This is a genomic window from Sphingobium sp. HWE2-09 (assembly GCF_035989265.1).
Lineage (GTDB): Bacteria > Pseudomonadota > Alphaproteobacteria > Sphingomonadales > Sphingomonadaceae > Sphingobium.
This window is the reverse complement of the sequence record NZ_JAYKZX010000003.1, coordinates 2,924,513-2,937,699: the sequence shown is the minus strand read 5'-3', so window position 1 is coordinate 2,937,699 and position 13,187 is coordinate 2,924,513. Positions and strand designations below refer to the sequence as shown.

At 62.6% G+C, this 13,187-nt stretch carries 13 protein-coding genes; 10 read left to right on the top strand and 3 right to left on the bottom strand.

The window, feature by feature from the left end; genetic code table 11:
• Positions 1-114 precede the first annotated feature (114 nt).
• Positions 115-1,410, bottom strand: a complete 1,296-nt coding sequence (locus U5A89_RS19865) for a helix-turn-helix domain-containing protein (protein WP_338162719.1) — start codon at positions 1,408-1,410, stop codon at positions 115-117.
• A gap of 157 nt (positions 1,411-1,567) precedes the next feature.
• On the opposite strand from U5A89_RS19865, the gene U5A89_RS19860 reads away from it, so the two are divergent.
• Genes U5A89_RS19860 through U5A89_RS19850 form a run of 3 tightly spaced genes read left to right on the top strand, consistent with a single transcriptional unit; the run spans position 1,568 to position 4,445 of the window.
• A complete protein-coding gene (locus tag U5A89_RS19860) occupies positions 1,568-2,335 on the top strand; it encodes a c-type cytochrome (protein ID WP_338162718.1) in 768 nt (255 codons plus the stop codon).
• A complete protein-coding gene (locus U5A89_RS19855; RefSeq protein WP_338162717.1) occupies positions 2,332-3,237 on the top strand; it encodes a peptidylprolyl isomerase in 906 nt (301 codons plus the stop codon). Before U5A89_RS19860 ends, U5A89_RS19855 begins: the two co-directional genes overlap by 4 nt.
• Positions 3,234-4,445: a HupE/UreJ family protein gene (locus U5A89_RS19850; RefSeq protein ID WP_338162716.1), complete on the top strand. Its 1,212-nt coding sequence runs from the start codon at positions 3,234-3,236 to the stop codon at positions 4,443-4,445. Before U5A89_RS19855 ends, U5A89_RS19850 begins: the two co-directional genes overlap by 4 nt.
• 69 nt (positions 4,446-4,514) lie before the next feature.
• Here the strand turns inward: U5A89_RS19850 and U5A89_RS19845 are convergent, their stop codons facing one another.
• Complete coding sequence (locus U5A89_RS19845) at positions 4,515-5,408, bottom strand: acetoacetate decarboxylase family protein (RefSeq protein WP_338162715.1); 894 nt, start codon at positions 5,406-5,408, stop codon at positions 4,515-4,517.
• An 88-nt stretch (positions 5,409-5,496) separates the two neighbouring features.
• Entirely contained in the window at positions 5,497-6,954 is a 1,458-nt protein-coding gene (gene mhpA / locus U5A89_RS19840; protein ID WP_338163125.1) for a bifunctional 3-(3-hydroxy-phenyl)propionate/3-hydroxycinnamic acid hydroxylase MhpA, read from the bottom strand.
• A gap of 367 nt (positions 6,955-7,321) precedes the next feature.
• Here mhpA and U5A89_RS19835 point away from each other — a divergent pair, with 367 nt between their 5' ends.
• From U5A89_RS19835 to U5A89_RS19805, 7 genes are all read left to right on the top strand, one after another.
• Positions 7,322-7,999 (top strand): glutathione S-transferase family protein, encoded by a 678-nt coding sequence (locus U5A89_RS19835; protein ID WP_338162714.1) that lies wholly within the window; start codon positions 7,322-7,324, stop codon positions 7,997-7,999.
• An 81-nt stretch (positions 8,000-8,080) separates the two neighbouring features.
• Positions 8,081-8,443, top strand: coding sequence for a hypothetical protein (locus U5A89_RS19830; protein ID WP_338162713.1), 363 nt, complete (start codon positions 8,081-8,083; stop codon positions 8,441-8,443).
• 278 nt (positions 8,444-8,721) lie between these two features.
• Positions 8,722-9,492, top strand: a complete 771-nt coding sequence (locus U5A89_RS19825) for a cytochrome b (protein ID WP_338162712.1) — start codon at positions 8,722-8,724, stop codon at positions 9,490-9,492.
• A 219-nt stretch (positions 9,493-9,711) separates the two neighbouring features.
• A complete protein-coding gene (locus U5A89_RS19820) occupies positions 9,712-10,119 on the top strand; it encodes a c-type cytochrome (RefSeq protein ID WP_338162711.1) in 408 nt (135 codons plus the stop codon).
• A gap of 50 nt (positions 10,120-10,169) precedes the next feature.
• Entirely contained in the window at positions 10,170-10,673 is a 504-nt protein-coding gene (locus U5A89_RS19815; RefSeq protein ID WP_338162710.1) for a hypothetical protein, read from the top strand.
• A 3-nt stretch (positions 10,674-10,676) separates the two neighbouring features.
• Complete coding sequence (locus U5A89_RS19810) at positions 10,677-12,323, top strand: FAD-binding oxidoreductase (protein ID WP_338162709.1); 1,647 nt, start codon at positions 10,677-10,679, stop codon at positions 12,321-12,323.
• Between the two features lie 106 nt (positions 12,324-12,429).
• A complete protein-coding gene (locus tag U5A89_RS19805; protein ID WP_338162708.1) occupies positions 12,430-13,179 on the top strand; it encodes a hypothetical protein in 750 nt (249 codons plus the stop codon).
• The last annotated feature ends 8 nt before the right edge of the window (positions 13,180-13,187 follow it).

The following is a 13,187-nucleotide window of genomic DNA, read 5'->3' as shown; positions in this document are numbered from 1 at the left end:
GTCTCTCCCCTTCATTCTCATCGAGGGGAGCCATGCGCAGGATCGAACCGGCCATGCCAGTTCAGTACGGTAGCCGCAGGGGATGCAACGTACCCCGCGCGCGTTACAGTCGCGTCAATCAGCGCCCTGCTGGTCGGGTTGCCAGATACTGTCGGCGCGGATCGGGCGGACCAGCACCAGCGAACTGCCCAGATTGAGATTGCCCAGCGTGCGCACTTCGAACAGCGCTTCGAACGCGCCATCGCCATTCTTGGCGTCGATCATATCGAGCTGCTGTTCGTCGGCGGCGATTTCGGCCATCTGCACCACGGCAGGATCGCGCGTGCCAGCGATGATGACGATGCGGTTGCCGGTGGGTCCGGGCAGGCTGGCGATATAGCCATAGTCGCGCTGGGGCACCTTGCCATCCACGACCGACCCCCAGTCGGATTTGAAGTGACGGCCGCTGGCCTTGTCGATCAGTTCGTCGAAATTGCTGCCGATCTTGAACCCCGACGCGCGGAACAGGGGCGCCTGCAAGGGGCCAAGGCCGCTGAGAAAACCCAGATAGACGATATTGGCATTCTTGAAGATATTGGGTTCCAGATCCGACATGTTCGTGATGCGCGTCCGCAACCCGGTGGGGTAAGCCGCGCCGTTGACGATCGGCACCAGACTGCCGAGCGCCGGACCCAGGCCCGTAGGCAAATAATTGAGGTTGAGGTCCATATAGCGACCGACCTTGTCCGGGTTGAGCATCAGATAGCTGTCGAGATCCGCGCGGCTATTGATGGTGAAATCGCGGACCAGCCGGGGGACGGTGACGCTGTCGTCCGATTCGCCGAAGATATAATAGTCGCCCAGCGCGATCGCGGTGGGCCGCCCATTCTGGATGATCGGCTTCCACAGCTTGGTCAGCAGCGGACGCACCTCCGTGGGAATGCGACCGATATAATAGGCCCAGCCCAGCGCGTTGATCAGGGCAAAGGCGATGACGACCAACCAGAAGCGGCTGATCCGACGTCGGGGCGAGGGCGCGGCCGGCAAAGGCGGTTCGGGGACATCCGCTTCCTCTTCCTCCACCACGACCGCCGTCGCGGCGGTGGCCAGCACCAGCCGATATTCGCCCAGGGGGATGGAAATGCGGTCGGCCTCTGCGGCGACGCGGGCATAATGTTCGGTCAGCTTGCGCCGCAGACGGTGGATATAGACGCGCACCGACGCGTCGAGCATCATGTCGAAATCGGTGCTCTTGTCGAACACCTCCTGCGCGATCTCGATCTCCTTGGGCACGCGGCCTTCCAGCGAGCGCTGGAGGAGGAAATCGAACAGGCGGATCAGCGGCTCCGACCGGCCGAGATCGCCGCTGTCGCGGACGCGCGCGGCTTCCGCAGCCAGCTTTTCCTGATAGTCGCCGTCGCCAACCGTCATAATATTTTGCTATCGATGTCCGTGGGTTGGGTAAACGCAAACATCCGATCGTTCACCCCTTCCCCCTAGATCGATACCCCTGTTACGCCAGCGGCAACATGTACGTTACTGTACGGTGCTGGACGCATCGGTGGCGCCGGGTCCAAGCAACATGGCGATGACCGCCTACCGGAACCGTATCACCGCCGTCAAGGCGCGCCCCCTTTTCTGGGCGCTGATGGCATTGGTCCTTATCGCCCTTTCCATCAGTCTGTGGCGCGGGGGCACGCAGTCCGACATATTGCGCGCCGACCCCGAAGCGATCCTGGGCAACCCGGCGTTGCGCGCGACCGCGCTAGCCGGGGGCAAGTCGGTCTATGAGAGCCATTGCGCATCCTGCCACGGGGACAGGGGGAAGGGCGACCAGACGCTGGGCACGCCGGACCTGACCGACGACGACCATCTGTACGGCACCGGCACCGTGGCGCAAATCGAGGATATCGCCCGATACGGCATCCGCGCGGGCAACAAGCATGGCTGGAACCTGGCCGTCATGCCCGCTTATGCGAGCAAGATACCCGACGCCGCCGAGCCGCTGCCGCCCCAGACGCCCGCGCAGATCGAGGATCTGACGCAATATCTGCTGTCCTTCACGGGGCGCAGCACCGATCGCGCTGCGGTGAACCGCGGGCATGATCAATATACCAAGGCGGGCTGCTGGGATTGCCATGGGCGCGATCTGGGCGGAGACGTAGCCATCGGGGCACCATCGCTGACCGACGATATATGGCTCTATGGCGGCAGTCCGGCGGATATTCGCCATACGATCAGCCGGGGTCGCGCAGGCATGAGTCCCGCTTTCGGCCGGGTGCTGAACGCCGCACAACTGCGGAACGTGGCGGTCTATGTTGCGTCGCTGGCGCCAACCAAGCAGGACAGGAAATGACCGAGCAGACTTCTTCTCCGACGACGGCGGCCGCGTCCGAGCCGCTGTGGGCGACCCACCAGCCCGTCGCGCGCCGATCGATGCTCTTCGCTGCGGTCGGGGCCATCATCGGCCTCGCCATCGCAGGCTATGGCTTGTTCACGGCGCAGGGTACGCGTACCGCGTCGGTCCCGGCGGAGGATGCGGCGCTGGTCAATAATGTGCCCATCCTGCGCGCCGACCTGATCGCGCAGGTGTCGGCTCTCTACACCATTCCCTTTGCCCAAGCGACGCGGGCGCAGAAGCAGAAGGTGCTGGACGACATGATCCGCGAGGAATTGTACGTCCAGCGCGGCGTGGAGATGGGTCTGTCCAACGACGATATCGATGTCCGCCAGGCACTGGTCCAGGCGACGGAAGGGTCGATCGCGCAGGACGCGATGACGTCCAAGCCATCCGAGGACGAACTGATCCAATGGTATAAGGCCCATCGCGCGAAATATGCGAGCGAGGGGATGATGACCTTGCACGAATGGATCGTCCCGAAGGGCGGCGATGCACAGCGGATCGTGGCGGGACTGCGCAGTGGCGTGTCGCCTGCGTCGCTGGGCCTCAAGACCAGTGGCCGGGTCGATGATGGCGAGGAATTCTACTTCGCGGCGGAAGAGCATCTGGGCAAGCCGATCTTCGCCATCGCGACCCGATTGAAGAATGGCGCGGTATCGGACCCCATAACCGCGCCCGACGGCGTCCATATCCTCCAGATGGTGCATAACCAGTTGCCGATCGAGACACCCTATGCGCAGGCCCGCGCGCAGGTGCTGAGCGATTTCCTGGCGGACAAGGTCGGGCGCTTGCAGGATGGCAATAAGCATTTCCTGAAAAAGCGCGCCGACATCAAGATCGCATCGGACCTGCAATGAGGATGCGCATCATCGGGCGGCTGCTGTTCGCGCTGGCCGCGACCTTCCTGTGGCAAGTCACGCCAGCGAGCGCGCATACCCGGTCGGAATCCCATTCGACCTGGATGGTCGATGGCCGGTCGGTGCATTTGACCTTTTCCGTGTCCGATGTGGAGGCGCGGCGGCTGACAACCGACGGCCGACCGCCCAACAATCCGCAACTGATCGCGTATCTGACGCCCAAGGTGGGGGCTAGCGCCGATGGCAAGCCATGCACGCTGACGGGCAAGCCGCGCCCGGTCGCGGCGGTCACCGGCTATCGGCGGGTCGAGTTTCTGTATGACTGCCCTTCGCCCAACGGCATCCTGTTGCGCGACGGCGCCTTTTTCGAGCTGGTGCCGACCCATGTGAACATGGCGCAGATCCAGACCGTGAAGGGGGATTTCGCCGAAGACGTGCTGACCGCCGACGCCCAGACGATCGACATGAGCGAAGCGCAGGGCGGCGTAATCGAGGGTGCGGGGCTGCTGACCTTCGTGAAGATGGGCATCATGCACATCTTTACCGGCATCGACCATATGAGCTTCCTGCTGGGTCTCGTCCTGATTTCACGCCGGTTCAAGGATCTGATCTTCGTCATCACCGGCTTCACGCTGGGCCACAGCCTGACACTGGCGCTGGCGGTCACCGGCATCATCCGCCCCCATGCCGAGTTCATCGATGCATTGGTCGCGCTGACCATCGCGCTGATCGGCATCGAAAATCTGGCCATGCAGGTGCACAGGCCCAAGCTGTTCGCGCTGTGGACGGCGGGTGCGCTGTTCGCGATGGCGGGCCTGAAGCTGCTGGGCATCGGGTTGCTGCCCTTCACTTTGCTGCTGGGCGCGGGGCTGTTCGCGTCCAATTATCTGATGGTGGCGGGCTATGTGCGCGATGCCGGTCGGCTGCGGCTGGTCATCACGCTGATCTTCGGCCTGATCCACGGCTTTGGCTTTGCCGCCGACCTGCTGAACGAAGCGATACCGGCGGCGAAGCTGGCCGAATTGCTGGTCGGCTTCAATCTGGGCGTGGAGGTCGGCCAGTTGACGGTGGTCACGACGCTGGTCGGGATCGTCGCGCTGCTGCGGCGCTTCAAGCTGACGCTGCCCCGGCCGATCGTGGTGGATGTCTGCGCATCGGGGCTGGTGCTGATGGGCGTGTACTGGTTCGTCAGCCGCAGCTTTGCCTGAACATAAAAAAGCCCTCCAGTACCTTTCAGCGCTGGAGGGCTTTTTCAGCTTAGACGCTGATCGTCCGGATCAAGCCGGTTCGACCGCCCGATGGTTGTTCATCGCGACGCCGATGCCGGGACCGGTAAAGTGCACCATTTCCGCATCCACATATTCCAGGATGTCGAGATCGGCCATGCCGTTGACGATGTGGAACGAGAGCGGCAGCTGTTCGAACGTGGCGCGATGCCAGTTCAGCGCGCCCTTGCCGGTCCAGCGGCGAAATTCGAACTCATCGAAATTGATGTTCGCGACCGCGCCCCCGCTGCCCGCCGGAGCCGCCGAGGTGGTAACATAGGCCAGGTCCGACCCTTCGCTGCCGCCCGGGCTCGTGCGCGGCATATATTTATAATACATCTGCGCGCCGCCATTGGAGCCGGGCAGCTGCTTCTTGGGATTCTGTTCCTCGACCAGATCGGTCAATTCGATGTCGAAGAAAGTGTGATCGTACCAAGCAGCGTCGCAGGCGGAGCGGCCCGCCGCCTCGTCCCAGTCGATGTCGCTGAACCGGGCGAACATCTTGGGGAAGCCCAGTTCCTCACGTCCGGTCATGATCGCGTCGGGCGATCCTTCCCAGATGATCGGGCAGAGCGCGCCGTCCAGCCGTTCGGTCTTGCCTTGATAGGTGACGGGGAAATCGACCGACAGGATGCCGTAACCGCGACCGGCCAGCCAATACATATTCTTGAACCAGGCGCAGCTGACCGAGACGATCGGGTCGCCGCGCAGGCTGAACCCGGCGGGGAGCAGCTTTTCCAGCTTAGCCGGATCGGTGCGGTAGCTCAGCTTCATCCAGTGCGACGTCATCCGGCCCGCTTCCTGCGGCGTCCACATGCGGCCTTCGGGATGCTGGCGCGGGCCTGGAGCAGGGCCGAACATGATCGGCATGCGATAGCGCGAACCAGGGTTGGGAACGAACGTCATAAGCATCTCCATTTTCTATAATGATGATTTATAGATTTTATCGTTATCGCCGATGATATTTTGAAACCATATTTGTTTAAATGGCATTTTATTTCGCCATTTCATTCCAATAATATTTTAGTTTACTTGCGTCACCTGTACCAAAGACATGGCGATCGGGACGGATCAACACGGCTTGAGCTTGGGCATCGGTCAACCATGCGTCGATCGGCGTTTTGAACTTGGCAAGTTCCGGGGAATCGATGCTCAATGTCGTCACGCCCGCGTCCATGCCCCCGCCCGGCGAGCGCTGGATCAGCACCGGTCCCAGCCCGAGCACGACATCGAGCCGGGTGCCGTCTTGCGCGACGGGCTGAGGGAACAGCGCGCCTGCACGCGGCGTGTCGGTCAGATACCCGCCGACGAGGTCGGGGTAGGACACGGACACATCCTGCGCGCCCGACGCCTTGCGCGCCAGCATGTCGCGATCGCGTCCGGCGGCGGCGTTTTCGTCCAGCATGCAGACGATCTGTCCCATCGCGATGGCGGTGGAAATGATCGCACGGACATGCGGTTCGCGTTCCGCCTGATAGCTGTCGAGGATCGTGTCATCGGCCTCTCCACGGACGACCGATGCGATCTTCCACGCGATATTGGCGGCGTCGCGGATGCCCGAACACATGCCCTGCCCCGCAAAGGGCGGCATCTGGTGCGCGGCGTCGCCAGCCAGCAGCACGCGGCCCTCGCGCCAGCGTTCGGCGACCAGGGCATGAAAGCGATAGACGGCCTTGCGCTCAATCTCCATGCGATCCACGCAGTTCCATGGTGCCATGAGTTCATGGATACGCTCTTCCGCCAGCATCTCTTCGGGCGTTTCGCCCGGTTTGAGCATGAATTCCCAGCGGAAGCGCTTGCCGCTCATCGCCATATGCGTGACCGGACGGCGCGGGTCGCAAATCTGTTGGCAGACGATCGGCAGATCGCCCGGCTCCTCGATAATGGTGTCCAGCACCAGCCAGGGTTCGTCGAACTGATAGTCGTCCAGCGCGATGCCCAATGTTTCGCGCACCGGACTCCACGACCCGTCGCATCCCACGACATAGCGCGCGCGGATGGTTTCGAACTGATCGTTGCGGAGAATTTCCGCGGTCACGCCGGTATCATCCTGCGACAACCCCTGAAACGTGACGCCCAATCGAACATCGACGCCTAGTTCGTCCAGCCGATCGCGCAGCACCTGTTCGACGGCGGGTTGGTGCAGGGCATAGGTTTCGGCCCAGCCGAACCGGCTGACTGGCTCCACCGGGAAGTCGAGCAGGACGTCGCCGGACGCGGTGATGAACTGGTAGCGATCGGGCACGCGGCATAGCGGCACGATCCGCTCGGCCACGCCGATCATTTGGAAAATCCGCATAATTTCATGGTCGAATACGGCGGCACGCGGCAACGGGAACAGCGTGGGCGATCGTTCGATCGCGATCACCGAAAGGCCGTGGACATGGCCCAATGCCGCCAAGGCGTCCCCGACCGGCCCCAGCCCTACGACCAGCAGATCGCAGTCAAACATATGTGTCACTCTAGTCTACTCCCCATGACCGCGCATGGCGCTGCGCTGGCCTAAAACCCTGGTGTCGAGCATGAGATACCCCTTCAGCCCCCTGCCCTTCGCCATGGGTCGCAGCGGCCCGGCGCAGACAAGGAGACGATCGGTCAGACAGCGCTGAGCGCTGATGGCGGTCGCATGGCGAAGGCGGTGGAGGGCGCAACCCTCATCATCTCTCCCAACAGTATTTGCACTAGACAGTCATATTTGTACGGTTTAGTCAACCAAAATGCGCATGATCGCTAAAAGGGGCAGTCGCAGATGCGCGCTTATCGATCGGACAGGATCGCAATATCGGCCCGAATGCAGGCCATCGTCAGGAGAGACAAGAATGGGCATCGCCACGGACCGGCTGGTCCTCTACCACACACCCGGCGCCTGCTCACGCGTGACCATCGCCGCGCTCGAAGAGCTGGACCTATCGTTCGAAGACCGGCCGATCGATATCTTCAAGGGCGGCCAGTTCAGCCCGGACTATCGCGCGGTCAACCCGAAGGCGAAGGTTCCTGCGCTGCTGGTGGGCGACGCCCTGTTGACCGAAACCCCGGCCATCCTTCTATGGTTGACCCAGGCCGTGCCCGGCGACGCGTTGCTGCCCGGCTCCGATTCACTATCGCGTGCGCAGGCCTTCGCCGATCTGGCATGGTGTTCCAACACGCTGCACCCGCTGGCGCGCACCATTCGTATGCCCCAGCGGATGACGAATGGCGACCCGGCGCCGGTCAAAGACTTCGCCATCGCCACCATGGCACCGCTGCTGGAAGCGGTGCACGCCCGGTTGTCGACCCAGTCCTGGTGGTTCGGCGCGCGCTGGTCGATCGTCGATGTCTATCTGTCGTGGATCGTGGGCATGTGCGATGGTGGCGGTATGGACCTGTCCGGCCTTCCGGCGCTCATCACGCACGACGCGCGGGTCCGCGCACGGCCCAATTTCCAGCGCACGTTGGCGCGCGAAACGTCGGCGCTGGACGAGGCCGGGATCGTTCTGCCGGGCGGGGGCAAGCTCTAGGCAGCGGCGCCTCCATCGCGTTGAACGCCTTATGAGCGCAACGCGATTGTCGTCATGCATTTTCGTCGGTAAGCTAGCCGCATGTTCAAGATCACCCTGGAACAGCAAGATGCGCTCGTCTCGATCGCCCTGGAGGGTTTTTGGGACGAGGCGACGATGACGGCCTTCGAAGCTGCCGAACGGGAAGCCATTAGGCAGCTTCCACACCATGCAGGCGGGTTCGACCAATTGATCGACAGTCACAACTATCCCGTGCAGGCGCCGACCATCATCGCGCGTCACAGCGCCTGGGCGGAACAGTTAGTGGCAATGGGCCTGCGTCGCACCGCCATGATCATGGGCGATAGCGGCCTTGCCCGGATGCAGGCGAACCGTATTTCGGCGCACAACCACCGATCCTTCGCGTCGGAAGCCGAGGCACGCGCCTGGCTGCGGGAACGATAAGCGTCGTTTCGCGCCAGCCTTCCATCTGACCGATCCCGATTCGCGCCGGTAAGGCAGCCGGTGCGCCGCGACGCGTTGGCCGCCCTTTGGCGGCGTGATAGCGCGCATTTCCCGCCGATGCGCCGTCTTGCATTATATTTGACCGACTTGTATAAACATGACCGTTTAGTTCAAATAACGCGGCGACATGCCGGTGCATCGCGGTTGCAGGCAAATGGAGCAAAACCCCATGCCCGCGTCGGAGGACCGCAGCAGGCAGACCATAGGGAGAGCATAGGGTGGCGACATCAGCAGAGGCCGACCGGCCGCATGAAGGCGACGGCGCGCGCTATACCCGGGTGGCGATGTGGCTCCACTGGGCCATTGCCATCCTGATCATCTACAATCTGGTCAGCGGCCTGCTGATCTGGGATCTGGCCAAAGGGTTCTTCAAGGCGAACCGCGCTTTATACGGCTTTGGCCTTACGTCGCATCTGTCGTCGGGCATGACCGTCCTTGCCCTGACGGTCGTTCGCATCGTGTGGCGCCTGATGCACGAGCCGCCCGCCTATCCGCACGATATGAAGCTGTGGGAGCGGCACGCCTCGCATTTCGCCCATTTCCTGCTCTATGCAGGCATGGTGCTGATGCCGCTGACGGGCTGGGCCATCTTGTCGGCGCATCCGCCAGCCGGATCGCCGGGCGCCGCGGTGGCGCGCATCCCCATGGCCGCCGCATCCCCGATGGCCCCCGGTCCTGCCGGCTCCGCCCCAGGCGCGCGCCCCGACGGGCCGCCGCCTGGCGCACGGATGCCTGGCCCTCCGGGTATCTGGTGGACGATTCCCTTGCCGTCGATCACGCCGATCGCCAACATCGGCATCGAGCCGGGTGGCGTCGAACCTCAGCACATACTGCATGAGGAGTTGGCGCTATGGCACAAGATCGGCGGCTATCTGATGATCCTGTTGCTGCTGGGTCATGTCGGCGGTGCGCTCAAGCATCAGTTCATCGACAAGGAGCCGGAACTGCAACGCATGGGTTGGCGCAAGCGCAAGTCCAGGGTGCAATAATTTCAGGATGTTGGATAGGGCGCATGACGCAATTCATGCACCTATCCTGCGCCCCTACACCTGATAGCATCGACACGCATTGGCCGTCCTTGCGCGTCCGACAGCGGGAGCGGCGTCGACCTGATCCAAGGGGAGCGACACAGGCGCCCACAGCATCAATGCCCCTTGGACAGCAACGCATTCCGATCTGCATCGAAGCGGATTTTGGCGGGAAGAAGAATGATATTTGTTCGATTCTGGTTGCCGATGACATTGCTGGGATCGACCCTGGCAGGGCAACCGACACTGGCGCGCGAAACGCCACCTCGCGCGGCGGAACCGCTGCGCTCAACGGCGAGCAAAATCTATGGCAAATGGTGCAGCGATTGCCATAGCGTGGCGAACGGGCCGGGCAGCGTGGCGCTACAGCGGAAATATCAAGGCGCGGTCCCTGCTATCTTGAGCCAGCGCACCGACCTGACCGCCGACTATGTACGCGCGGTGGTGCGGAGCGGCATCTCGTTCATGCCGTCCTTCCGAAAAACGGAAATCAGCGACGCTGAACTGGCGGCTCTAGCCGATTATCTGGCACCCGCGCCGGGGGCAAAAGCGACCTCGAAAAAGGCCGCCGGGAGCAAGCGCCGATGAGCGCGCACCATGTCACCAGGCGGACAGCGTTGGGCGCTGGCCTAGCCGCCTTGTCGGTGGCGGGCAGCGCCGGTGTCAGCGTCTATGGCCAAACGATGGGAGGCGTGCGCGATACCCATGCCATCGACGCCATGCTGATCGATGGCAGCGTCGCCATGCCAGCCCTTCTCAATGTCGTCATACAGGCGCGCAGGCAGATGATGCCGGTTGTCGATATTCAACTTGATGCAGCCAACTACGGTGCATTGCGACGCCTGTTGATCGACAGCCAGACCCTCGTCGGCGTGAGCACGGGCGCGACGCTGTTCTGCCTGGAACGGATCGCATGGGATCACGGCTTTCGCCTGACCGCGCGCCATCAGCAGTCCCTGCGCGAGTTGGACGGCGATGCCTGCCATCACGGTGTCGCGACCTTTCTGAACGGGGCGCATGGCAGCGCCACCAGCCCGTCGCCGCGCGCGTATCGTGGGTCACGCGCCGATGGCACGCTGCACGCCTGGACCATGCGCAAGTCCGCTCGCTCTTATGTCAGCCAGGATCGGCGGGAAGCTTAAACCATGACATTACCGCCCAATATCAGCCAGCCCGATTTCACCGCCGCGCTCAAGGCGTTCGCGGCAATCGTAGGCGACGAATGGCTCTTCACGTCCGACGAGGATTTGGCGCTGTATCGCGACTCCTATTCGGTCTTGTGGGACGAAGCGGAGGAGCGGACCGCATCGGCCGCAATCGCCCCGGACACCGCCGAACAGATGGTCGAATTAGTGAAGATCGCCAATCGCTACAAAATCCCGATCTATCCCATCTCCACGGGTAAGAATCTGGGCTATGGCGGCGCCGCCCCTGCGCTGGCGGGCAGCGTCGTGCTCGACCTTAAACGCATGAACCGCATCGTCGAGATCGACGAACGGCAGGGCTATGTGATTGTGGAGCCAGGCGTCAGCTATTTCGACCTCTATAGCTATATCCAGGACAAAGGCCTGAAACTGTGGATCGATTGTCCCAGTCCGGGCTGGGGCAGCTTGGTCGGCAATGCGCTGGACGGCGGCGTGGGCGTCACCCTGTCCTCCTATCGCGATCATTTCGGCGCGCATTGCGGCATGGAAGTCGTGCTGCCCAACGGCAGGATGATGCGCACCGGCATGGGCGCAATGCCCACCGCCAAGACCTGGCAACAGTTCAAGCCGGGCTATGGCCCGATGATCGACGGGCTGTTCAAGCAATCCAATTATGGCGTCGTGACCAAGATGGGCTTCTGGCTGATGCCGCCGCCCGAAGGCTATACGACCGGCACCGTCACGGTCCCCAAATATCATGACCTGATCCCGCTGATCGACATCATCAGCCGGCTGGAACGCAGCAAGATCGTGCAGGGTCTGTGGATGCTGTCCAGCCCCACGACCGGCACGCGCGGGGATGAGGCGCATCTGGTCAATAACGGTCCGCCACCGATGGACCCGCGGTTCGCGGTCATCCTGAACGATCCGGGCGGCGCCGACATGAACAAGCTGGACGCCGCGGCCCAGGCCGCGGGCGTGCCCTTCTGGGCATGCGAGTTCCATCTGTACGGCCCGGCGAAGTTCATCGCCGCGCAATGGGACTGCATCAGCGACGCGATCCGCGCGATACCGGGCGCGCAGTTCAAGCTCAATCCCGTGCGCAGCCTGCCACTTCCGGCCGAAGACATTGCGCCAATGTTCGACACCGGGCAGTTGGGCATCCCGTCGCTGCGTACGTTCAGCCTTGGCCCGATGATCTCCTATGAAGACGAAGACGTCGTTGGTCATATCTTCTTTTCGCCGGTGATCCCAAGGACGGGCGAGGCGGCGATCGAGGCGATGGACCTGTTCGCCGGGATCGCGCGCAAATACAAACTGCCCTATCCGCCGCTGCAATTCCCTTCGTCCATTTTCGAACGGGCCTTCCTGTTCGCGGTAGGGTTGCCCGTCACCCGGTCGGCCACGGTCAATGCCAAGATACGCGACATCGTGCGCGAACTGGTCGTGATCGCGACGGAACGCGGCTGGGGCGAATATCGCACGGCGCCGGCCTTCTATGACCTGATCATGGATACCTATTCCTATAACGACCATGCGCTGCGCGACTTTCTGGATTCGATCAAGGGTGCGGTCGATCCGAACGGCATCATGTCGCCGGGGCGCTACGCCATCGGCACGCATCAGACGGGCAAGGCTGGTGGCTGAACTGCGGCATCTGCTCCGGTTCTGGCGCTGCCCCAACCATGAACTATGGGCGGTAGTCCAACGCGCACCTGGAAGCACGCTACAAAATCTCTTGGGAGAGCTTGTCATGACATCTATCGCGCGAAATATCGGGCTGGCCCGGAAACGGATGACCGGCTTGGCAGGGGTCGCCCTGCTGCTGGGCACGAGCGTGGCGGCGCGGGCCGCCGACACGGTGGACTTTTCCGGCACATGGAAGGTCGTAACGCCACGGACATCCATCCTGCCGGACCGCCGCGCCATCGCGTTCACGCCGCAGGGCAAGAAGCAATATGATGAGCATGTACGGCTGAAAGCCAAGAAGGACATGTCGTTCGATCTCACGACTTCGCGCTGCTCGTCGCCGGGCATGCCGCGAGTGATGCTCACACCCATGCGCTTGCGGATTTTCCAAGATCCGCAGGTGATGACGATGGGGTTCGAATGGAACCGGGTGCGCCGGGCGATCGCCATGCCGGGCCTTCCGCCACAAATTTCGCTGTTCGGTGCGGCCGACGACGCCAAGCTGGTGGGCACGAAGATGGGCACGGCGCAGGCGCAATGGGACGGCGGCATGCTCGTCATCACGACAAAAGATCTGTCTGACTCCACCCTGCTTGACGATCTCGTTCCGCACGGATTCGGCCTGAAGGTGACGGAACGGCTGACGTTGAAAGACGCCGACACGCTGGAGGACCGGATCATGATCGAGGATCCGGAATATTTCGCCAAGCCTCTGGAAACCGTCCTGACCTACAAACGGCAGCCTGACGCAATCTTCCCCGAGGATGTGTGCCTGGACCGTATGTTCGGCAAGCCGCCCCTTCCCACCAAATGAGCCAGCGT

Excerpts from the sequence above, each read along its gene's own strand:
- U5A89_RS19865 (WP_338162719.1), bottom strand. The coding sequence starts at position 1,410 with ATGACGGTTGGCGACGGCGACTATCAGGAAAAGCTGGCTGCGGAAGCC.
- U5A89_RS19860 (WP_338162718.1), top strand. The coding sequence starts at position 1,568 with ATGACCGCCTACCGGAACCGTATCACCGCCGTCAAGGCGCGCCCCCTT.
- U5A89_RS19855 (WP_338162717.1), top strand. The coding sequence starts at position 2,332 with ATGACCGAGCAGACTTCTTCTCCGACGACGGCGGCCGCGTCCGAGCCG.
- U5A89_RS19850 (WP_338162716.1), top strand. The coding sequence starts at position 3,234 with ATGAGGATGCGCATCATCGGGCGGCTGCTGTTCGCGCTGGCCGCGACC.
- U5A89_RS19845 (WP_338162715.1), bottom strand. The coding sequence starts at position 5,408 with ATGACGTTCGTTCCCAACCCTGGTTCGCGCTATCGCATGCCGATCATG.
- mhpA (WP_338163125.1), bottom strand. The coding sequence starts at position 6,954 with ATGTTTGACTGCGATCTGCTGGTCGTAGGGCTGGGGCCGGTCGGGGAC.
- U5A89_RS19835 (WP_338162714.1), top strand. The coding sequence starts at position 7,322 with ATGGGCATCGCCACGGACCGGCTGGTCCTCTACCACACACCCGGCGCC.
- U5A89_RS19830 (WP_338162713.1), top strand. The coding sequence starts at position 8,081 with ATGTTCAAGATCACCCTGGAACAGCAAGATGCGCTCGTCTCGATCGCC.
- U5A89_RS19820 (WP_338162711.1), top strand. The coding sequence starts at position 9,712 with ATGATATTTGTTCGATTCTGGTTGCCGATGACATTGCTGGGATCGACC.
- U5A89_RS19810 (WP_338162709.1), top strand. The coding sequence starts at position 10,677 with ATGACATTACCGCCCAATATCAGCCAGCCCGATTTCACCGCCGCGCTC.
- U5A89_RS19805 (WP_338162708.1), top strand. The coding sequence starts at position 12,430 with ATGACATCTATCGCGCGAAATATCGGGCTGGCCCGGAAACGGATGACC.